The 21816-nt window shown below is 66.6% G+C and carries 18 protein-coding genes and 1 riboswitch; of the genes, 3 read left to right on the forward strand and 15 right to left on the reverse strand.

Features of this window, described 5'->3' with window-relative positions; genetic code table 11:
- From ACJ4V0_RS03700 to ACJ4V0_RS03765, 14 genes are all read right to left on the reverse strand, one after another.
- Positions 1–1746 carry a xanthine dehydrogenase family protein molybdopterin-binding subunit gene (locus ACJ4V0_RS03700; protein WP_448298204.1) on the reverse strand — a complete coding sequence of 582 codons (1746 nt, stop codon included), beginning with the start codon at positions 1744–1746 and terminating at the stop codon, positions 1–3.
- Positions 1747–1757: 11 nt separating this feature from the next.
- Positions 1758–2243, reverse strand: coding sequence for a (2Fe-2S)-binding protein (locus ACJ4V0_RS03705; protein WP_448298205.1), 486 nt, complete (start codon positions 2241–2243; stop codon positions 1758–1760).
- A gap of 10 nt (positions 2244–2253) precedes the next feature.
- A complete protein-coding gene (locus ACJ4V0_RS03710; RefSeq protein WP_448298206.1) occupies positions 2254–3075 on the reverse strand; it encodes an FAD binding domain-containing protein in 822 nt (273 codons plus the stop codon).
- A 2-nt stretch (positions 3076–3077) separates the two neighbouring features.
- Positions 3078–3530 carry an SRPBCC family protein gene (locus ACJ4V0_RS03715; protein WP_448298207.1) on the reverse strand — a complete coding sequence of 151 codons (453 nt, stop codon included), beginning with the start codon at positions 3528–3530 and terminating at the stop codon, positions 3078–3080.
- Position 3531: 1 nt separating this feature from the next.
- Positions 3532–3969 (reverse strand): SRPBCC family protein, encoded by a 438-nt coding sequence (locus tag ACJ4V0_RS03720; RefSeq protein WP_448298208.1) that lies wholly within the window; start codon positions 3967–3969, stop codon positions 3532–3534.
- 11 nt (positions 3970–3980) lie between these two features.
- Positions 3981–6596 carry a flotillin family protein gene (locus ACJ4V0_RS03725; protein ID WP_448298209.1) on the reverse strand — a complete coding sequence of 872 codons (2616 nt, stop codon included), beginning with the start codon at positions 6594–6596 and terminating at the stop codon, positions 3981–3983.
- 57 nt (positions 6597–6653) lie between these two features.
- Complete coding sequence (locus ACJ4V0_RS03730) at positions 6654–7484, reverse strand: phosphoenolpyruvate hydrolase family protein (protein WP_448298210.1); 831 nt, start codon at positions 7482–7484, stop codon at positions 6654–6656.
- Between the two features lie 3 nt (positions 7485–7487).
- Positions 7488–9713 (reverse strand): ABC transporter permease, encoded by a 2226-nt coding sequence (locus ACJ4V0_RS03735; RefSeq protein WP_448298211.1) that lies wholly within the window; start codon positions 9711–9713, stop codon positions 7488–7490.
- Positions 9706–10494 carry an ABC transporter ATP-binding protein gene (locus ACJ4V0_RS03740; RefSeq protein ID WP_448298212.1) on the reverse strand — a complete coding sequence of 263 codons (789 nt, stop codon included), beginning with the start codon at positions 10492–10494 and terminating at the stop codon, positions 9706–9708. Before ACJ4V0_RS03740 ends, ACJ4V0_RS03735 begins: the two co-directional genes overlap by 8 nt.
- A complete protein-coding gene (locus ACJ4V0_RS03745) occupies positions 10491–11564 on the reverse strand; it encodes a branched-chain amino acid ABC transporter permease (RefSeq protein WP_448298213.1) in 1074 nt (357 codons plus the stop codon). Before ACJ4V0_RS03745 ends, ACJ4V0_RS03740 begins: the two co-directional genes overlap by 4 nt.
- A gap of 3 nt (positions 11565–11567) precedes the next feature.
- On the reverse strand, positions 11568–12584 hold the full coding sequence (locus ACJ4V0_RS03750; RefSeq protein WP_448298214.1) for a branched-chain amino acid ABC transporter permease: 1017 nt from the start codon (positions 12582–12584) through the stop codon (positions 11568–11570).
- 121 nt (positions 12585–12705) lie between these two features.
- Positions 12706–13542, reverse strand: coding sequence for a helix-turn-helix domain-containing protein (locus ACJ4V0_RS03755; protein WP_448298215.1), 837 nt, complete (start codon positions 13540–13542; stop codon positions 12706–12708).
- 175 nt (positions 13543–13717) lie between these two features.
- On the reverse strand, positions 13718–14842 hold the full coding sequence (locus tag ACJ4V0_RS03760) for a dehydroquinate synthase/iron-containing alcohol dehydrogenase family protein (protein WP_448298216.1): 1125 nt from the start codon (positions 14840–14842) through the stop codon (positions 13718–13720).
- A 30-nt stretch (positions 14843–14872) separates the two neighbouring features.
- Positions 14873–16141 carry an ABC transporter substrate-binding protein gene (locus tag ACJ4V0_RS03765; RefSeq protein WP_448298217.1) on the reverse strand — a complete coding sequence of 423 codons (1269 nt, stop codon included), beginning with the start codon at positions 16139–16141 and terminating at the stop codon, positions 14873–14875.
- Positions 16142–16739: 598 nt separating this feature from the next.
- Positions 16740–16935, forward strand: a riboswitch (cobalamin riboswitch).
- 33 nt (positions 16936–16968) lie between these two features.
- Between ACJ4V0_RS03765 and ACJ4V0_RS03770 the strand changes: the two genes are divergently transcribed.
- The 3 genes from ACJ4V0_RS03770 to ACJ4V0_RS03780 are packed head-to-tail and all read left to right on the forward strand — an operon-like array spanning position 16969 to position 20746.
- Entirely contained in the window at positions 16969–18930 is a 1962-nt protein-coding gene (locus ACJ4V0_RS03770) for a TonB-dependent receptor plug domain-containing protein (protein WP_448298218.1), read from the forward strand.
- On the forward strand, positions 18924–19961 hold the full coding sequence (locus tag ACJ4V0_RS03775) for a FecCD family ABC transporter permease (protein WP_448298219.1): 1038 nt from the start codon (positions 18924–18926) through the stop codon (positions 19959–19961). Before ACJ4V0_RS03770 ends, ACJ4V0_RS03775 begins: the two co-directional genes overlap by 7 nt.
- Positions 19958–20746, forward strand: a complete 789-nt coding sequence (locus tag ACJ4V0_RS03780) for an ABC transporter ATP-binding protein (protein WP_448298220.1) — start codon at positions 19958–19960, stop codon at positions 20744–20746. Before ACJ4V0_RS03775 ends, ACJ4V0_RS03780 begins: the two co-directional genes overlap by 4 nt.
- Here the strand turns inward: ACJ4V0_RS03780 and cobD are convergent.
- Positions 20707–21744: a threonine-phosphate decarboxylase CobD gene (gene cobD / locus ACJ4V0_RS03785; protein WP_448298221.1), complete on the reverse strand. Its 1038-nt coding sequence runs from the start codon at positions 21742–21744 to the stop codon at positions 20707–20709. The two genes, ACJ4V0_RS03780 and cobD, sit on opposite strands and share 40 nt — an antisense overlap.
- Positions 21745–21816 lie beyond the last annotated feature (72 nt).

Genomic DNA, 21816 nt, shown 5'->3' on the forward strand with positions numbered 1-21816 from the left:
TCAGCGCCTCCTCGTGCCGAAGACGGAGGAAAAGCGCACCGCGCCGTGCTGTGTCTGCGGAGCGGACGCGGGCGGCGGTGCGGGAGGCGGCGCGATCGGAGGTGCCGCCTGCGCAGGCGCCGCCGGCATCGGCGTGTAAGGCGGCGCATAGGCGGGCTGGGCCGTAGGCTGGGACGGGCGGTAAGGCTCATATTGCGGTACGGCGGGTGGCGTCGGCCGGGCCTCGGCGGACCCTTCCATGATCGGTTGCTTGCTCAGGGGAATGCGGGTCGTGCCAGCGGCGAGTGTCTCCGTTGGCGGGCCGGTGCGCGTCTCCGGCCGGTTGATACGGCCGTTGTCGTCGAGAGGCGTTGCCGGGATATCGCCGCGCGCGCCGCCCCCGCCTGTCAGCGAGGACTGCCGCCGCGCATTCTCGGACAAGGGCCAGCCCGCTTTTTCGGCTACCACCTGCACGCATTCGATCAGGGCCGTATTCTTGGCGACGCGCCGGTGCGCCTTCATGTCGCCGTCCCGGTAGGCGTTGAGGATGCGGAACTCCATCGGGTCCATGCCGCAGGCTTCCGCGCCCTTGTCCATGTGAACTTCCAGCGCGAAGTCGACCGCCGTGATCCCGAAGCCGCGCATGGCGGTCGAGGGACAGCGGTTGGTGTAGGCGACATAGATGTCGGCGCTGACGTTGGGGATCGTGTAGGGACCGGGCAGATGTGCGGTGCACTTGATCGCCGCGTAGCTGGACAGGCGCGTGTAGGCGCCGGCATCGAAGTAACTGCGTATTCGCCGGGCGACGATGCGCCCGTCGCGCATGATGCCGTCCTTGATGTAGATGCGCTCGGCGCCGCGCGGCGAGCCGTAGAGCATCTCCTCCTCGCGATCGAGCACGTAGCGGACCGGCTGGCCGGTCATCATGGCGCCGAGTATCGACAGGGGCTCGGTGAGGGAATCGACCTTGCCGCCGAAACCGCCGCCCACCGTGCCGCCGACGAAATGCAGGCGGTTGGATTCGAGGTTGAGGATCTTGGCCGCCGTGCCGAGCGAGAAGAACAGGCCTTGCGCGCAGGAATGGACGACGAAGCGGTCGTTCTGCTCCGGTGCCGCGATCGAGCCGTTGGTCTCGGTCGGCGCATGTTCGATCGGCGACATCTGGTAGCGGTCGTCTACGATGAAGTCGGCACTGGCAAAGGCCTGGTCCACGTCGCCGAAGCGCAGCTTCGAGTGGTCGTAACGGTCGTGATATTCGAAGTAGTTGTTCGGATAGGTCTCGTTGACGACGGGCGCGCCCGGCTTCAGCGCTTCCTCCACGTCGAAGACGTGCGGGATCACCTCGTAGTCGATGCGCACCAGCGCCCGTGCCGCGAGAGCCTGATGCTCCGTCTCCGCGATGATCGCGACGACGGGTTCCCCCTTATACGAGACCTTGCCGACGGCCAGCGTCGGCTCGTCGTCCTTGCCGAAATTGATCAGGCTGAGCAGGGTATTCTTGTTCACCGGCACGTCGGCGCCGCGCAGGATGCGCTTGACGCCCGGCGCCCGTTCGGCCGCCGCGGTGTCGATGTGGCGGAGACGGGCATGGTGATGGGGGCTGCGCACGACCTTGAGATGCAGAAGGCCCTCGAAGGCGTGGTCGTCGAAGAAGGGCGAACGTCCCGTGACATGGCCGGGCATGTCCTGGCGCTGCGTCCCTTTCCCGACAACATTGAGGTTGTCGTCGCGTTCTGCGGCAAAAAGGTCCTTGCGGAATTCCAGCATCGTGACCTCCGTCAGTAAGCGCGACTGGCCTGCCCGCCGCGGGCAGCGGCCAGGATGGCCTCGATGATCGATTCGTAGCCGGTGCAGCGGCAGATGTTCCCGGAGATGCCGTCGATCACCTCCTCGCGCGAGGGGTTCGGATTGGCCGCGAGAAGCGCCTTCGCCGCCGTCAGCATGCCCGGCGTGCAAAAGCCGCACTGGGCTGCGAAATGGTCCATGAAGGCCTGCTGCACAGGGTGCAGCGCCGGCCCCTCCGCCATGCCGGATACGGTCTCGATATTCTTGCCCTCGCAGGTCGCCGCGAGCGTGAGGCAGGACAGTTGCAACTCGCCATCGACCAGCACGGTGCAGGTGCCGCATGTCCCCTGACCGCAGCCATATTTCGGACCGAAGTCGTTCAGGCCACGGCGCAGCAGGGTCAGGAGATTGTCGGCAGGACTTACAAAGGCGGCACGATCCGAACCGTTCAGGCGGAATTGGACAGGAATCTTCGCCACGCGCGTCTCCTCACCCTTGACCGGACAGGAGCCGGGCCAGATGCACCGGCAGCACTTCGCGGCGATACCATTCGCTGGCGATGGCATCCGTCGCCGGCCGCGTTCCCTCCCCCGCCGCGGACCGGGCCGCCGCGATGGTGGGCGGATCGAGCGCCTTGCCCTCCAGGGCGCGCTCCACCGCCTTCGCGCGAATCGGGGTCGGTGCCATCGCGCCGTAGGCAACACGACCACCCACTACCCTGCCTCCGGAGAGCGGCAGGTGGGCGGCAACGGACAGGACGGCCATGCCCTTCGGCTTGACCCGGCTCACCTTCCGGAAACGGAAGTCTGCGGCATTCTGCGGCGGCGCGAACTGCACCGCGGTCACGAGTCCCTGGCCACCACGAGCCCGCCCGTTCAGGAACTCTTCCAGTGGCATGGCGCGCGGTGCCCCGAAGCCCTGCATGAGCATGACCCGCGCATCGAGGGCCAGTAGCGCCACGGTGAAGTCGCCATACGGCGTCTCGGCGAAGAGATTGCCGCCAATGCTGGCCATGTTGCGCACCGCCGGCCCGCCGATGGCCTGCGCGGGAGCATGCAGATAGGCGAGATCCCGGCGCCTCAGGACAGCGGCCATGGTGACGCCGGCGCCGAGTTCGACCCGCCCGCCTGACACGCTGATGGTGCGGTAGGCGGGATCAACGATCCGGATGATCAGCCCGTCGATCAGACGGCCCTCGTTGACATCGCGCATCAGCAGGGTGCCGCCGGACAAGAGCCTCGCGCCGCGATCGCCAGCCATGAGGCCTGCCGCTTCTGCCAACGTGGATGCGGTGCGCAACTCGATCGGCATGGTCAGAGCACTCCGCCCTGGAGTTCGGGGAGATGGCGAACCGCCTCCATCCCGGCCGAATACACGTCGTTGCCGACCGTTTCGGCCAGTTCCGCCTCGCGGCCCGGCGGGGTGGTGAACCGGCTTTCCCAATGCCAGAAACTGCGGTTGCCGTCGGTGACCGGCAACAGGCGGATATGGGCGACGTAGTTGAACAGGGGGATCGGCGTGTCGAGCAGGCAGTAGCTGCAGGTCATTTCCAGATCCGAAAGGGACAGCAGTTGCTCGCGCAATTCGCTGCCGTCCTGCAGCGTGAACCTGCGCACGCAGCCGATCCTGTCAGAGGGGTGACCGCGCTCGATCGCGCTGGCGGCGACGATCGGGTGATACTGGTCATGGCCATTGAAGTCGCGCAGCACGCCCCAGAGGCGATCCACCGGCGTATTGATGATGGTGCTGCGGACGACCCTTGGCACATCACCCTCCGAAGGCGCGCTTGAGCGAGTCGAAGCCCGCCTGGAACACGTTGAGGCCGATGCCCGTGACAAGTTCCTGCTCCTTGTCCGGCGCACAGTCGAACTCGGCGGACCATTCGACGAAGGTGCGGTCCTGGTCGGTGATCGGCGTCAGTCGCAAGGTCGCCACGTATTCGGTCAGCGGCATCGGGCTGTCGAGGATTGAATAGGTACAGAACATGTCGAAGTCCGACAGGCCGAGAAGCTTCTCGCGCAGCTTGTCGCCGTTGCGGAGCGAGAACGCCCTGACGCAGCCCACCTTGTCGGCAGGCTCGCCATTCTCGATCCGGCTCTCCGCGACGGCGGGGACCCAGTTCGGCAGGCCGTTGAAGTCGCGCACCCGTGCCCAGACCCGGGCGGCGGGGGCGTTGACGACACTGGAGACATAGACGCGTGCCATGATCGCCTGCCTCACTTCTTCTCGCCGTCGTCTTTGGGCTTGGGCGGCTGGGCGTCCTTGGCGACACGCTGCATGTCGGAGGCCTCGCGCATCAGCCCGCCCATGCGGGCGAGGCTACCCCCCTCGATGCCGATCTCCTTGAGGACCTGGTCGATGAGGGGCGCCTGGACGCGGTAGCGCAGCGCCGATTCGATCACCTCGTCGGTCGGCGTGCGCGACGATCCTCCACCCGCGCCGGCCGTGCCCTGCAGGCCGTCGACATGCAGGATGCGGATGCCCTCGATCTTCTCCAGGGGCTTGACGCTTTCGCGCACGATGCCTTCGATCCGGTCGAGCAGGCGGCGGCGGAAGAGACCGTAGCGGGCGCCGTCCGTCAGAAGGTTCTCCGCCTCGTAGAGGAGCTTCTGCGCTTCCGCGTCGACCGCCTTGCGCACCTTGTCGGCCTCGGCCGCGATACGCACCTCCTCGGCGGCCTTTTCAGCGTTGATCACCTCGACGGTTTTGCGGCGCTTCGCGGCCTCGCTCTCCTTGACGGTCTGCACGAGTTCCGCAGCCTCTGTCGCCTTGGCCTTGGCGATTTCGGCCTTCACGGCAGCCGCGCTTTCCTCCAGGGACTTGGCGTAGAGCGTGATCGCCTTGTCCATCGCGGCGTTCTCCACATCCCGCTCGCGCTCGATCTCAAGCCTGCGGAGGTCGCGCTGCCTGCCGACGCGGGCCTCGTCCAGGCCGCGATCTGAAGCGATGCGAGCGCGCTCAACCTCTTCATTGGAGGCGATCTGCGATTCTTGCAGCGCTTGCGCGCGGGCGATCTCCAGCTGCTCGATGGCGCGGCGTCGTTCAAGCCTCGCCGCTTCGAGCGCCTGCTCACGCGCCACGTCGGCCTTCTCGACCTCCTGCTTGGCGACGATCTCGGTTTGGCGCAGCGTCTTGTCGGCGTCCGTCCGCTCCGCCCGCTTGGCGGCCATGACGATGGCGCGGTCTTCCTCGGCCACCTCCACAGCCTTCTTCTGCTCGATCTGCAGCACTTCGCGCGTCTTCGACGAGGCGATCCTCTCCTCCTCGATCTTGAGCTCCGCGGCGATGCGCTGTCTCTCGACCGCGTCGCGTCGCTTGATCTCTGCCGCCTCGAGTTGTTCCGTGCTCTTGATTTCCAGCTGCCGGGTGGCGAGGCCAGAGGCGATGCGTTCGACCGCCGTTGCCTTTTCCTGCGCGATCCGCGCGGCTTCGGTCGCCTCGCGCGCCGCAATCTCGGCCTCCTCGATCGTCCGGTTGCGGGCGATCTCCAGCTTGCGCTTGCCCTCGTCCGAGGCAATGCGCTCCGCCGTCAGGGCAATGTCCTGGGCGATCCGGGCCTTCTCCACCGCCTCGCGCGCGGCGATCTCGGCCTCGTCGAGGGCCTTGTTCCGCGCAATTTCGAGGTTCTTGATCTCCTTTTCCCGGTCGATGCGCTCCGCACTCACCTGCGCTTCCTGCGCGATGCGCGACCTTTCCACCGCCTCGCGCGCCGCGATCTCGGCCTGCTCCAGCGCCGTCGTGCGCTCGATCTCCTTCTGCCGTGTTTCGCGGTCGGACGCGATGCGTGCAGCCTGAATGGCCTGGTCGTTGGCGATCCTGGCCTTCTCGATCTCCTCGCGGGCCGCGATCTCGGCAGCCTCGACTGTCTTGGTCCGAGCGATCTCCTGCTGGCGGATGTCGCGGTCGGACGCGATGCGCGCCTCGCTGATCGCCCGCTCATTGGCGATCTTGGACTTCTCGATCTCCTCACGGGAGGCGATCTGGGCCTGCTCCGCCTCGGTGTCGCGGGCAGCGCGCTCGCGGGCGATCTCGGTGCGCTGCAAGGCGCGCTTGATCTCGATCTCGCGCTGCTGTTCGAGCCTTGCCGCTTCGCTCTCCCGCTCGATATCCAGCGCCTGTCGCTCGGCCTCCAGGTTGCGGGTGCGGATCTTGATCATCGATTCCTGTTCGATGTCATTGCGGATCTTCCGCTTTTCCTCGATCTCGCCGATGATGCGCGTCAGGCCCTCTGCATCGAAGCGGTTGGAGGGGTTGAAGTATTGAAGATCGGTCTGGTCGAGGTCGGTGATCGCCACGGATTCCAGCACCAGTCCGTTCTGATCGAGGGCCTCCGCTGCGGCCTCCTTGACGCGCTGGACATAGATGCCCCGCTGCTCGTGCATTTCCTCCATGGACATTTCGGCGGCGACGGTCCGCAGCGACGAGATGAATTTGCCCGACAGAAGGGTGTTCAGCTGATCGGGCTGCAGCGTTCGTCTGCCGAGCGTCGCGGCGGCGATGGCGACCGATGGCTTGTCCGGCCGGACCCGGACGTAGAATTCCGCGTCGATATCGACCCGCATGCGGTCGCGGGTGATCAGGGCGGTGTCCCTGCTGCGCGTCACCGCCAGTTGCAGCACGTTCATGTTGACTGGCGTCACGTCGTGGATGATCGGCAACACGAAGGCACCGCCGTTGATCACCACCCTTTCGCCGAAGAGGCCCGTCCGGACGAAGGACACTTCCTTCGACGAACGCCTGTAGAGCCAGTTGACGAGGTAAACGATGATCGCGATGGCGACCACGGCCACGATCAGCCAGAGGATCAGGGCTCCGATGAGCTGTCCCGTCATGTCATGTTCCTCCCGACGTTTCTTTGTTGGTCTCGTCGTGTGTGGTGTGGTGCCGCCTCAGCGGCTGATTGTCTTGAAGGCGCGGGTCTGATCGCGGATCGCCACCTCGACCGGCAGGCGCTCCATCGACGACGCGCCGTAGAAGCCGTGGCAATGGCGCGTATTCTTGAGGATGAAATCGGCGTCGGCGGGCTCGGCGACGGGACCGCCATGGACGAGAATGATGGCATCCGGCTTCACCTCCAGGGCAGCGGCCGCCCAGGCGTCGACTATGGCCGGACAGTCCTTCAGCTTGAGAGACGTCTCCGCGCCGATGGACCCGCCCGTCGTCAGGCCGAGATGGCAAACGACGATATCGGCGCCGGCCCCTGCCATCCGACGGGCATCGTCTTCCGAGAAGACGTAGGGCGTCGTCAGCAGGTCCTTGGCGTTGGCGAGGGCGACCATGTCGATCTCCAGGCCGAAGCCCATACCGGTCTCTTCCAGATTGGCTCGGAAGACGCCGTCGATCAGCCCGACCGTCGGGAAATTCTGGACGCCGGCAAAGCCGATGCGCTTCACCTCGTCCAGGAATACGTCCATCTGACGGAAGGGGTCGGTGGCACAGACGCCGGCGATCACCGGGGTTTTCGTCACGACTGGCAGGACTTCGCCTGCCATCTCCATGACGATCTGATTGGCATCGCCATAGGGCATCAGTCCCGAAAGCGAACCACGACCGGCCATGCGGAAGCGGCCGGAATTGTAGATGACGATGAGGTCGATGCCGCCCGCCTCTTCGCACTTGGCAGACAGGCCGGTACCGGCGCCGCCACCCACGATAGGCTCTCCCCTGGCGATCATGGCGCGGTAGCGTTCAAGCAACTGCGACTTCGAGTAGCGAGCCATCGATCAGGTCCTTCTGCGCGCAATGCCGCGGCGGCCCTGATGCAGCGCGAGAAACTCGCGCACCAGCGCTTGAGCGAAGGCGGGATCGTTGATGTGATGGGGCAGCCGGATCAGCTGCCGGTTCGCCGTGAGATGCACCGTGCCGGCGAGGGCCTCGAACAGCGCGGCATCGGCATCCGGATCGTGGAATGGCTGTCCCGGCGCATCGAGAGCCGACACCCCGCCTTCCGGAATGAGGAAGCGCACCGGGCCTTCCATGAGATTGAGCCGCTCGCCGATCCAGCGCCCCATGCGGGCGTTGTCGTCGACGGTGGTCCGCATCAGCGTGACCTGCGGATTGTGGGGGTAGAACTTGCGCCCTCGATACCGCTCCGGGACCGTTTCCGGCGCGGCGAAATTGACCATGTCGAGGGCACCGACCGAGCCGACATAGGGCAGTCTGGTGCGGATGACCGCTCCGAAACGGTCTTCGGTGGCTGGCAGGATGCCACCCAGCATCATGTCGCACACTTCCGTGGTCGAGACGTCGATGACGCCCTGGAGGAACCCGGATTCAATGAGCTTCTCCATCGATCGCCCGCCCACACCGGTCGCGTGGAAGACGAGCGGTTCCCACTCCGCTTCGATGAGTTTCGAGACCTGCTGGACGCAGGGTGTCGTCACCCCGAACATCGTCAGGCCTACGAGGGGACGACCATGCGTCGGAGCGGGCCTTGCGCTCGCCAGGTGAGCCTTGGCCATGGCTGCCATGGCATGGGCGGCGTTGCCGAGTACGGCGCGCGAGATGCGGTTGAGCCCCTGAACGTCGGTGACCGAATGCATCATCGTGACATCGGTCGCGCCGACATACTGCGCGACATTTCCCGCCGCCATGGTCGAGACCATGATCTTCGGCACGCCGATGGGCAGAACCTGCATCGCCGCTGTCGCAATCGCCGTACCCCCGGAACCGCCGGCCGAGATGAGGCCGACGACCCCCTGCTGCGCTGCCGTCCAGGCCGAGAAAGCATCCGCCATCGCCGCGACGGCTGTGCCCCGATCACCGGAAGCCAGACCGGGCAGGCCGCGCGGCGAAGCCAGCGCCACCTCCGGCGCCGACACATCGGCTCCGTGATTGCGTCCCTGGGTCGACACGTCGACCAGTCGCGTGCGCAGCCCCGCCGCCTTGATGATGTCGCGGATGTAGCGGAGTTCCTCGCCCTTGGTGTCGAGCGTACCGGCGATGACGACGTAGGGTTCGCTCGACCCACGGGCGGCCAGCGCCGAGGTGTCGCCGATCCGGCGGCCGTCGATCGCAGCCAGGGTCGGCCTCGAAACCGTGCGGGCCGAGGCTTCGAGCTGGGCGGCGGGAACATCCTTCGACCAGCGCGTGGGAATGACAGGATTGGCCACATAGACCCGGATCGGCCCCTGGCTGGCCGGTGTCGTTACCGTCGCCGGTGGCGCACCGTCCGCGGCCGGGCGGGCTTCAGTATCCGTGTCGTCAATGCCATGCCGACCCACGCCGAGGAGCCGCTGCTGCAGGTCGCGGTCCGCCGCCAGGGTTGCAGACGGGATGATCCGGTTGATCCGGCCGTTGACCATGATGGCCACCGGGTCGGACATCTGGGTGGCCACACCGATGTTCTGCTCGATAACGAGGATCGAGACGTCGCCTTCGGCTGCGAGACGCCCCAGCGTATCTTCCACATGGGCGACAATGACCGGGGCGAGGCCCTCGGTCGGCTCGTCCATGATCAGGAGGCGCGGGTTCATGAGGAGCGCCCGGCTGATCGCCAGCATCTGCTGCTCGCCGCCGGACAGTTGCGCTCCGCCATTGTTGCGCCGTTCCGCCAGGCGCGGAAACACCTCGTAGATTCGCTCGGGTGTCCAGCGCCCCTTCGGCTTGGCCATGAGGCGAAGATGTTCGTGCACCGTGAGTGAGCGCCACAACCGGCGCCCCTGCGGGACGTAGCCGACGCCAAGCCGGGCGATCTCGGCCGGCGCGCGACCGGCGATCTCCTCACCCATGAACCGGATCGATCCCGATGAAATCGGCACCAGGCCCATGATGGCCTTGCACATGGTCGTCTTGCCCATGCCGTTGCGGCCGACCACGGACAGGACACCGGACTGAAGCGTCAGGTCGACGCCCTGCACGGCATGGCTCCGGCCGTAGAAGACGTTGACGCCCTGCAACTGGAGGACCGGTACGCCGGCCTTCTGCGGAACCGGGAAGCGCTCAGCCATGGCCGCCCCCCAGATAGAGTTCCTGGACCTCGGGGTCTTCCTCGATCTCGCTCGGCAGGCCTTCCTTGAAGACCCGACCATTGTGCATCATCGTGACACTCTCGACGACGCGCAGCGCCACGTCCATGTCGTGCTCGATAATGATGTAGCCGATATGGGAGGGCAGAGACGTCAGGATGTTGACCAGATCGCGCCGCTCGGTCGGCGAGAGGCCCGCTGCCGGCTCGTCGAACAGAATGAATCGGGGGGCGCCAGACAGGGCAAGGGCGATTTCCAGCTGGCGCTGCTGGCCGTAGGCCAGTTCCCCGACGAGCCGCTCCTTCAATGCGGTCAGGTGCACCGCCTCCACCAGCGTCTCGGCGGCATGAACCAGCGCATCGTCACTGCGTGGTCGAAGCAGCGAGAAGCGGTTTCGTGAGACCCCACGGCAGGCCAGATAGACATTGTCGATGACGCTCAGCCCCGCAAAGAGGGAGGAGATCTGGTAGGTGCGGCGCAGGCCGCGGCGGATGCGCTCGTAGGGCGGGAAGGCCGTCACATCCTCTCCGAAGAAGCGGATGATGCCGGAGGTCGCCGGGAAGTCGCCGGTGACGCAGTTGAACAGGGTTGTCTTGCCCGCTCCGTTGGAGCCGAGCACCGCCCGCCGCTCGCCGGGTCGCACGGAGATCGTGACATCGGCAATGGCGGCCAGCGCACCGAACATCTTGGTGATGCCGCGCAACTCCAGCGCATTGCCCGTGTTCATCTGCCCGGGGCGTTCAATGGTGGTGGAGGCGTTCATCGCGGCACCCCGGTCAGGGGGTCGACCCGTCTGGCGGCCCGGGCGCGCCAGCGATCCCACAGGCCCAGAACGCCATCCGGCGAGAACAACACCACGGCCAGAAAGCCGATCCCGATGATCAGCTTGAACCGCTCTGCCGAAAAACCGAACGCCCCAAGCACATCGGGCGAGAAGACCTGAAGAATGACGTAGATGAAGGCGCCGACAAAGGCCCCGAGAGGGCGGCGCATGCCGCCGACGACGGCAACCACCAGCACGTCGATCGCCGAGGAGATGCCGATCGTACCGGGTGCGATCTGCGCGTTCTGCCAGACCAGCAGAATGCCGCCGGCGGATGCGAAGATGCTGGCGAAGGCGTGGGCTGCGACCCGATGGGCGGTGACGTTGAAGCCGAGGGCCGCCATGCGTCGCGGATTGTCACGCACCCCCTGAAGCGCCAGACCGAAGGGGGAACGGGCGACATAGACCACAGCGCCGTAACACAGCGCCGCACAGCCGAGGCACAGGTAGTAGAACGGCACCGGATCGCGCCAGTTCACGCCGAAAAACTGCGGTGGCAGAACGAGGTTGAAGCCGGAATAGCCGTTGAAGATCGTATAGTTCTGCCGGGTGAAATAGAAGAACGCCGCCGCAATCGCGAGCGTGATCATGATCGTGTAAATGCCCTCTGTCCTGACTGCGAGCGCCCCCGACAGGGTGGCGAAGATGGCTGCGATCAGAAAAGCGGCAGGCAGCACGATCCACCAGGACAGGCCGAGGCTGATCGTTGTCGCCCCCGACGGACCGAGAATGGCCACCATGTAGCCGGCGAGGCCGGCAATGCTCATCTGCAGCAGGCTGACCATTCCCCCGTAGCCGGCGAGAAACGTCAGGCTGACTGCGATCATGCCGAGGATGAAGGTCCAGCCCATCACCTGGAAGAGCCAGAAATTGTTGGCGACCAGCGGCATGGCCAGAAGAACGACCGCGGCAGCCCACCACCCTGCCGGGATTCGCTCGATCCATGTCGGCGCCTCGGCCTTGCCGGTGTCGGTGCTTGCCCGCGGCGGGGCCTGATCAGCCAGCGACATCGCTCACCGCCCCGCGCCGAGAAGGCCCTGCGGCCGGAAGGCCAGCACCGCGGCCATGATCAGGAAAGTGAAGACCACCGAATAGGTCGGCGCATAGACCAGACCCATCTGTTCGGTCACGCCGATCACCACCGCGCCGATTGCTGCACCCACAATCGACCCCATGCCGCCGACGATCACGACGACCAGGCTGGCGAGAAGAAATCGCGTGTCCTCTCCCGGCGACAGTGACTGGAAGGTGCCCCCGACGATTCCGGCCATGCCGGCGAGGCCGGCCCCGAACACGAATACGGCCAGAAATACCAGCTGGATGCGCACACCTGAGGCGGCGAGCATCTCTCGGTCATCGACGCCGGCCCGGATCACCATGCCGAGGGAGGTGCGGTTCAGCACCAGCCACATGGCGACGCCTATGACGATCGCCGCGACGAGAATCCAGACGCGCACCGAGGGATAGCGGATGAAAATGGCTTCGCCGCTTGTCGGATTGATCGACGAAATGATGGGCAGTTCGACCGGACCACGCAGCAAGGCGGGCGCGAGCGTGGTGTAGGATTGCCCGCCCCAGTACCAGAGCATCAGATCCGCCAGCACGACCGACAGACCGATACTGACCAGCGTTTGTCGCAGCTCCTCGCCTTCCATGTGGGCGAAGATGAACCGCTGCATGACAAGGCCGACAAAGCCGACCAGGACGAAGACGACGGGGAAAGCGAGAAGCCAGGAGCCCGTGTAAGTGGCAACCTCGTAGCCAATGTAGCCGCCGAGCAGGAACAGCGAGCCATGGGCCAGATTGACGGTCCGCATCAGGCCGAAGATCAGCGTGAATCCCGAGGCCACGAGAAAATACAGCGCGCCGAGCGTCACGCCACCGAGCAGCGCGTTCAGAAAGACCCGCTTGCGCCCGACCGCGGCCTCCAGTTCGACGGGCCATGGCGCGAAGACAAGCCAGAGGAAGCCCACCGCGAGGAGCGCGATCGTCAACGCCCAGACAGGATGGTTCTTGGCGAAATTTTCCATCACACCGTCGATACGTGGATGCTGGCGGCCAGAACGCCGCCTGCCGGAGGAAGGCTAGGCCCTCCGTTCGCCGGTGGGCTTTACCGAGGGTCTTTTCTTTCGCGGCTCACCAGTTGGGGGACTACTGCGCATGGGCCATGACGCTGCGCCGATAGGTACTCGGCGGCACGACTCCATTGGCGATAAAGAAGCGAGAGAAGCTGGCGGGCGTTGAAAACCCGAGATCCAGACCGATGTCGGCCACCGTCTCCTTGCCGAGCGCCAGTCGCTCGATCGCCCGCTCCATGCGCAATGCGTTGACATAGATGGTGGGAGGCAGGCCGATCTGCTCGCGAAACAGTTTGAAGAAGTGCGGTCGCGACAGGCCGGCGGCGCGCGACAGCCGCGCCAGATCGATGGGCTCGCCGAGCGTCGCGTCGAGAAGCCCCAGAGCCCGGCGGATGCGGAAGTCGCGCAGCGGTCGCTCATGCCCGATGAAGTGCTGCCCCTCCGCCGTCCATTGCCACGTCTGGTCAAAACACGCCTGGGTGAGCGCGCTCAGACGGTCCTCGAAGTCCCCGTCGGTGCCGCGGAGCGTCGACAGGAGGTGGCCGGTATCAGCCACCAGACGGGTGAGCCGGTCGGTCACCTCGACGCCGACGCGCCCGAAGCGCAGGATCTCCGAGGCTTGGCGGCTGGCCTGAACAAACCAGCCAGGCCGGATGTAGAGAACCAGCACGAGCACATTGTCGCGGTGGGTCAGGGGCCGATAGAAGTGGGGCTGCCATGGGCTGATCGCCACGGCCTGACCACGGGACAGGGGGTAGGGTCGACCATCAACCACCACTTCGGCCTGCGGGCCATGGATGTGGAAGATGAGATGGCCTTCCCGATGCGCATGGGGCGCCATGGCCTTGTCCATCACGTAAAGGCAGACGCGACCAAACACGCCGTGCGCAACAGCGTGAGCAACACTCACAACGCTCCTCCCTGATGAACGGGCGTCTCTTCTTGTTGTCGTGTCGGTCTTTTCTGAAGGACCTTAACGCAGGCCTCCTCGCTCGCAACGGGCGAAACGCCGCGGTACAGCGGAGGCGGCTGGAACACGGCCGCGATGGCCGGCCGAGCCGAGACAGGTGCACGTCGGAGCACTCTCACCATGCGGCCTCCAGAATGCGTTCGCAGTCGGCACGCGTCAGAAGCCGTGGATTTGCAAGGGCCGCAGGATCGTCAGCGGCCCTCCTGGCCACATGCGCGAAACTGTTGGGGTCGGCAGCCGTGTCCCGCAACGCCGTCGGCAGGCCGAGAGCGCGTGCGAAGGTGGCGAGCTGGATGTCGAGGCCCGCCCCCACCCTGCCGTGACCCATGGTGTCAGAAAGGGCGCCATAGCGATCGCCGACGGCACGAGCGTTGAAGCCGACGAAAGCGGCCAGGACGGGCGCGTGCAGTTCGCCAGGCATGGCCGTTCCAGCCAGTTCGTCCTCCAGGGGATGGGCGAGCGCATCGACGCCGCCAATGTCCTTTTCCATGGCCAGCCCGGCGGTAAGCGCCCCCGCGAGAACCTCGCGCAGCGCCTCCGCATTGTCTGGCACCGCGACCGCGAGAGGTAGCCATCGCGCGAGACGACGGACCGCTTCCAGCGCCAGGCCGTCGGCCGGCGGGTTGTAGGTTGGGCTGGCATAGGCCTCGATGGCGTGGACGAGGATTTCCATGCCTGCAGCGGCAAGCCGGCGTGGCGGAACATGAGCCAGTGCGGTCGGGTCGGCGATCACCCGGTCGGGCCGCGGGCACCGCACCGGCTCTCCGTCGCGCGGACGCACCTGCCGGCCCAGGCCGAGATCGAACAGGCTCACGGGAACGGCGATGATAGCGCATGCCGCGCCGCGCCGGACGGATGCCTCGGCAACCAGGCGGGCCTGACCGATGGCCCCGGCCCCGCCGATCGCGATGATGGTCGACGCGTCGGCACGATCCAGTGCCGCCATCACCCGTCGGACCGCACTGCGCAGCGGTGCGCCGCAACTCATCGTGGCTGTCGCCAGTTGCACGTGCGGCAGAGCATCCCTTACGCGGGCCAGCGCCAGGGCCGCGCCTGGTTCGGTGTCGACGAGCGCCAGCGCCGTGCCGAGCCGCGAGGCTTCCTCGGGCAGGGCATCGTCGATGGCGCCGTCTGCGAACTGCGTTCGCGTAAGATAGCCGATCAACGTCATCCGGGCCCCCTTGTCGCCCTGGGTTTCGCCAGGACATCCGCGAGAGGTACCGACGGAAGAGGCCAGCATGCGCCGGCCTCTTCTCATGCGGTCGCTTGGTCAGCCGCCGGTGCGCAGCCTTGCGCAGTCGACCACATTGCGGGAGGGCAGCCCGATAGCCCGGTACTGTTCGGCCGTCATGCCCAGCGTCTGCGTGACGTTGTCGGTCCTGCCAACCATCTTGTTGGTCAGGTTGCCGTCGGGACCCTCGACGACTTCATTGATGAAGACGGTGCCGGTGGCCTGGCGGTTCTCGTTGAGCGTGATCCGGCCGATGGGGCTTTCGAGCTGGATCTTGTTCAGCGCCTCCTTGAGACGCGCCTGCCCGTTGCTCAGGTCGCCGCCGACCTCCTCCAGCCCACGGATCGCGGCGAGGGTCGCCACATAGTAGCCAAGGCCGAAGAGCGAGGGAGTCGGGAAGCGCTGGTTGGCCGGGAAGCTGTCCTGGTAGAGCTTCACATAGGTCTGCCAGGCAGCATCCGGGTTGTCGACGGCGAAGGGGCCGGAGGTCGGTGTGCCGGTCAACACCTCCTTGGCGCGCCCGCGGGCCGTCAGCACCGTCTGGTCGGCCATGATCGTGCCGCCGATGAGCCTCGTCCGCTCGCCGGCCTGCTGGTACTGGTTGAGGAAGTTGATGGCGTCCGTTCCACCGAGGCCGAGATAGATGGCGTCAATGTTGTCAGGCAACTGGGCGATGATGGCGCCGAAATCGGACTGGCCGAGGGGCTGCCAGAAGCGCTGGACGATGTCGCCGCCTGCCTTGCAGTAATCGACGGCGAACCCCATGAAGTTCGTGTAGCCGAAGGAATAGTCGGCGGCGATGGTCACGACCCGCCGCCAGTTCTTCGTCTTCACGACATAGCTACCGAGGCCATAGCCCCACTGTGCGCCGTCGAGATTGAAACGGTAGAAGTTGGGCGCCGGGTCGACCCAGGTCGTCTCGAGCGCCCCGGAAATGCCATTGATCACCACATGGCCGGGGATGGTCTTGGCGAAATCGCGCATCGCGATGCCCTCGGAGCCGGACAACGGCCCGATAATGATGTCCACGCGATCCTGCTCGATAAGCTTGCGCGCCATACGGATGGTTGTATCCGGACGGGTATCAGTGGGGGCGACGACGGTCTCGATCCTGCGACCGCCGATCGTGTTGTTGATCTGCTTGAGTGCCAGTTCGACGTTGCGGACGCCGTCGGCGCCGCCGGCTGCAAAGGCGCCTTCGAGGGCAACCAGAATGCCGATCTTGATCGTGCCGCTACCCTGGGCCATGGCCGAGCCGGGCAACATGAGAGCCACGGCCGAAAGGACGGCTAGAATTGCCTTGCGCATTGATGATCCTCCCTGTTCGACGTCTCGTCTCGTCCGCGGTTGCTCCGCAGCCGGCGAGGTCTTTGCAAAGTTGCTTCTTGGCGAAGTCTTTTCCTGGAGCGTGAAATGATCTGTCACGCCGTCTGGAAAGGCTGCGGCGAGCACTGTCCCTGGCCCATACCCAAGCGTCTGCTTTTCGCCTCCACGGCCGCTTCTTGAGGCCTGGACCATCGTCGAGATCGGGAAGGCTATTCCGGACCCATATGAACCGCTCCGTTGGACGGTATAGGTCGGAAACGGGCAAAAACTCTCGCAGGGAGGACAAGGGGAGACAGCTTGACCCGGGAGACGTTTTCTATCCCAGCAGTGCTGTCGTGACGGCGAAGCGCACCGGTCTCCCATCCACCCGGCGCTGCGGCGACCGGACTATGGCGACTGACCATGGCGCAATCTGGCCCATGGATCCGCCGCGAGACATCCCGCGGCCCTGATGCGAGCGCGGCCCTGCCAGAGAACCTCTGCAAGACAGTGGCATGCTGGTCATGCAGCGAGCCTGCGTCCCTTATGGCCAGCCGCCCCTGTCTCTCGTCCTGTCTTGCCAAGACCGGTCACGTGTGATTGTCATCAACGTGCTCTGGGTGCCCGTCGCAGGACGGGTGAAACGGGAATGCGGTGCGGGCCTTCGGGCCCAATGCCGCGGCTGCCCCCGCAACTGTAAGCGACGACACGGCTTCGAATCGCCACTGGTCCAAGGACCGGGAAGGTGAAGCCGGCAGGTCGCGAGCCAGGAGACCGGCCGAGAGCATGTCTTCAACCTCAGCTTTGGCGGTGGGCCAGAGAGGGTCAACATGTCTCGTTCCATGCCGATGGCGCTCTGCGCCATGATGGCCATTTGCGCCATTTCGCTTTCCCAATTCGCCCGCGCAGAGACTTCACCTCCACCGGTCGAACTGCCGGTGATCGAGGTCACGGTCACAGCGAATCGCTCGCCCACTGCCCTGCAGCGGGTCGGCAGCGCGGTGACCGTCGTGTCGTCCGAAGAGATCCAGAGGACCAATCCGGGGTCGCTGGTCGATGTTCTCAGGGGCGTGCCGGGCCTCGACACCACCGAAACCGGCGGACCGGGCGCGACCACCAACATCCGGCTGCGCGGCGGGAGCACCGGCCAGACGCTGGTCCTCATCGACGGCATCCGGGTCAACGACCCCTCTGGCGCGGGCAGCGACTTCGACATGTCGATGCTGGCTCCCGGGCTGATCGAGCGCATCGAGGTGCTGCGCGGCCCGCAGAGCGCGCTTTACGGGTCCGATGCCATGGGCGGCGTTGTCAATATCATCACCAGGCGCGGCATGGGACCGCCGCAGGGCTTCGCGCAGGTCGAAGGAGGCAGCTATGGCAGCGGCAGCCTGACGGGCGGCGTCCACGGCGGAAGTGGCCCCTGGAGCTACGCTGCCGCCGGGACGTTCGCCCGCAGCGACGGCTTCTCGCGCTACGGCTACCGCATCGCACGGATCGATCCGGCGCTGCGCGCGACCTTCGATGCCGACGGGTTCCACCGGTTCGGCGGCTACGGGCGGGCGGGCTATGATCCCGGCACCGGCTTCCGCTTCGAGATTGGCACGATGGCGACGGCCACGCGGGCGGAGTTCGACGGCGGCACAGGGCTCTTTCCCGACACGCCGAACCTCGCCTTCCGGCGCTTCTTCCAGGCCTATGCGCGCGCCTCTTTCGAGACCTTCGGCGGCGCCCTGACCCATTCGCTCACCACCTTCGCGAACCGATCGGAGCGCATCTTCCGCGAGGTGCGCTACGGCACGAACCAGACGCCGCCACAGACCACCTCGACCCTTTCGGAGTTTTACGGGCAGCGCGCGGGGGCGGAGTATCAGGGCGACCTCCGGGCGGGCATCGTCGGACGGGTCACCTTCGGCGGACGCATCGAGAGGGAGACCGCCGAGACCTTCTCAGAGCGATATCTGCCGACGCCGATCGCCCGCGCACCGACGCTCGGGGCAGGCCAGACCACGCAGTCCATCTTCGCCCTCTGGCAACTGCCGCTCGGCGATCGGCTGGATCTGTCGCTCGGCGGGCGGATCGACGACGTGGTGGGTGTCGCCCGTTTCGCCACGTGGCGCGCGACACTGGCCTACCGGATCACGGAGACCGGGACGAAGCTCAGGGCCAGCGCCGGAACAGGGGGCAAGGCGCCGTCGCTGTTCCAGCTCTACTCGCCGCTTTACGGCAATCCGAATCTCAACGCCGAAACCAGCATCGGCTTCGACGCCGGCTTCGACCAGGACCTGTTCGGCGGGCGCGGCACCCTGTCGGTCACCGCCTTCTCCAACCGGTTCTCGAACCTCATCGAGTTCAACAGCGCGGCCAGCACCTATTTCAACGTGGCGCGCGCCGAGACGCGCGGGCTGGAGGTTGCGGCGTCCTTCGATCTCTGGCCGCACTATCTGCGGCTGCGGACGAGCTACACGCACCTGCAAGCGCGGGACATAGCCACCGGGTTGACCCTGGCGCGCCGGCCGCGCGACGTCGCCCGCATCGGTCTCGCCATCACGCCAACGCCGCAATGGACCATCGAGCCCTCCGTGACGCTGGTGTCGCAGCGCTTCAGCGGCAGTGGGGAGACACTGAGGCTCAATCCCTATGCGCGCTTCGACCTGCACACCGCCTATCAGATCAACCGGACGTGGAACGCCTATGCGCGGTTCGAGAACCTGACAAATGTGCGCTATGAGGAGGTTTACAACTACGGGACGGCAGGCCGCTCCGTTTACGGGGGCCTGAAGGCGACATGGTGAGGCCGGGAGCCGAAACGACGGCGGCGCGGGCGCGCAGGCCCTGGCTGATCCCGCTTCTGGCGCTGCTGGTGGCGGGACTGGCGGCGGCCTCGCTCGCCGCTGGCCCCGTCACGCTGTCGCTGCATGATCTCATCGCAGCGCTCGCCGGACAGGGCGATGATGCCTTCGTCACCATTGTCAGGGAGATCCGGCTTCCACGGACCATCCTCGCCGTGGCGATCGGCGGCATTCTCGGGCTGTCGGGCGCCGCCATGCAGGGACTGCTGCGCAACCCGCTGGCGACGCCCTCGCTGTTCGGCGCGCCGCAGTCGGCCGCCTTCGCAGCCGTCGCCACCATTTCGCTCGGCATCAACGACACGCTGTCCCTCGGCCTGCCCTTCGCAGCCATCGCCGGGGCCTTCCTGTCGGTCTTCGTGCTGCTCGCCATCGCCGGCCGCAACAGCGGACTGCTGCTGCTCATCCTGTCGGGCCTCGCCCTGTCGAGTCTCGCCGGAGCCGGCACGGCGCTTGCCATGAATCTCGCGCCGAACCCCTTCGCAGCCCTGGAGATCGCCTTCTGGCTGCTTGGCTCACTCGAGGATCGCAGCATGCGTCACGTGACGCTGGCGCTGCCCTTCATCCTGCCGGCGGCGATTCTGCTCTACCTGCAGCGCGGGGCCTTCCGGGCCCTGTCGCTCGGCGAGGAAGCGGCGCAGAGCCTCGGCGTCGCGGTGTCGCACCTGCGCCTCCTGGTCATCGCAGGCGTGGCGCTCGGCGTCGGCGGCTCCGTGGCGGTCGCCGGCACCATTTCCTTCATCGGACTCGTCGCACCGCATCTGATGCGCCCGCTGGTCGGCTACGACCCGGCACGCCTGCTGGCGCCCAGCGGCCTTGCCGGCGCGGCGCTGCTGCTCAGTGCCGACATCGCCGTGCGGATCATCCCCTCCACCACCAACATCAAGGTGGGGGTGCTGACGGCGATCATCGGCGTGCCGTTCTTCCTCTATCTCATCGTGCGGGAACGCCGCAGCCTTGCCGGGGGCGTGACATGACCATGCTTTCCGGACAGGGCCTCGTTGCGGATGGCCTCTCGGTTGCCTATGGCGACCGGATCGTCGTGCGCGACGCCTCGTTCGCGCTGGCGCCGGGGCAGATCGTGGCGCTGATCGGTCCGAACGGCGCCGGCAAGACCAGTCTCCTGCGCGCTCTGGCGGGCCTTGCGCCGGCGACCGGCCGCCTCACCATCGACGGCGTCGATGCCGCCGGCATGGCGCCGCGTGATCGCGCCCGCCGCATCGCCTATCTGCCCCAGGGCCATGCGGTCCACTGGCCCCTGAACGCACGCGATGTCGTGGCGCTCGGCCGCTATCCCCACGGCGTCAACGACCCCTCGCGCATGGGCGAACGCGACAGCGCCATCGTCGACGAGGCGATGGAGCGCACGGACGCCGCGGCCTTTGCCGCGCGAAACATCCTCACCCTTTCGGGCGGCGAAAGGGCGCGGGTGATGCTGGCGCGGGTCTTCGCCGTTGAGGCCGGCGTCCTGCTGGCGGACGAGCCGACGGCAGCGCTCGATCCCCGTCACCAGATCGGCATCATGGAGGCGCTGCGCTCCGAGTCCCGACGCGGGCGGCTGGTCATCGCGGTGACACACGACATTGGCCTCGCCGCGCGCATGGCCGACCTCGTCATGGTGATCGACGCCGGCCGCATCTCGGCGCTCGGGCCGCCTGCCGAGGTGATGACCCCTGCCCTGCTGCGGGATGTCTATGGCGTCGAGGCGCTGTCATTCGACCATCAGGGGCAACCGGTCCTCGTGCCTTGGTCACCCACATGAGCCTCGGCGAGACCATCGGCGAGCGCCGCCGCGAGACGTTGCCTCGCCTCGTCACCGGGGGGCAGGCCGAACCTCAGCAACTGGTCGTCCCAGTCGAAGCGGCGCACCCAGATGTGGCCGCGGGCGAGCGCCGCGTGCAGCTTCCGTGCGGCGGGATGGCGGACCAGACGGAAGAGCGTCGTGCCGCCAACGACGTCCAGTCCTGCCCGTTGGAGCACCGCATCGAGCGCGACGGCCTCTTCGGTGAGCCTGCTCCGCATCATCAGGGCATAGGCTGCATCTGCGAGCGCCGCGGCTCCGATCTCCAGCGCCGGACCGGCGACGCTCCAGGGGCCGAACGCCTCCGCGACCGGCTCTGCGATTGCGGGCCGGGCGATGAGAAAGCCCAGCCGCAGCCCCGCGAGGCCGTAGAACTTGCCGAAGGAGCGCAGGATCAGAACAGGACGGTCAGCACAGAGGGCAACAGCGGAAGCTTCGGGCGTGACATCGATGAAGGATTCGTCGACGACCAGCCAGCCGCCGCGCTTCGCCACGGCGGCGGCGAGGTCGGCCAGCGTGTCCTGTCCGAACAGATGCCCGTCGGGATTATTGGGATTGACGATGACCAGATGGCGGACCGCATCCGGCAACGGCATGGCCGGACTGCTGCCGATCACCTCGTGGCCGGCGCGACGCCAGGCGAGAGCATGCTCGGCATAGGTCGGCTGCACGATGGCGACCGGGCCGTCCGGAGCAAGCTGCGGCAACCACTGGATGAGGCTCTGCGTGCCCGGAGCCGCGAGGATCGCGACATCGCTCCGCACCGCATAGGCCCGGCGTGCCGCGGCCAGCAGGCGGTCGAGAGCGCCCCTGGTCGGCAGACTGGTCCAGGCGTCGACCGGCAGGTCGCGGGGCACCGGCCAGGCGAAGGGATTGATGCCCGTCGAGAGGTCGAGCCACGCTTCACGAGTCCCGCCGTGGACCGCCATCGCCGTCGTCAGATCGCCGCCATGCTGCATGGCCTGTCCCTGCCATGGCTTGCCCGAATTGGCCAGATGCTGGCCGTCGCGGTAGGCCTCTCCGGGACGGGC

It is taken from the genome of Phreatobacter aquiterrae (genome assembly GCF_053471285.1).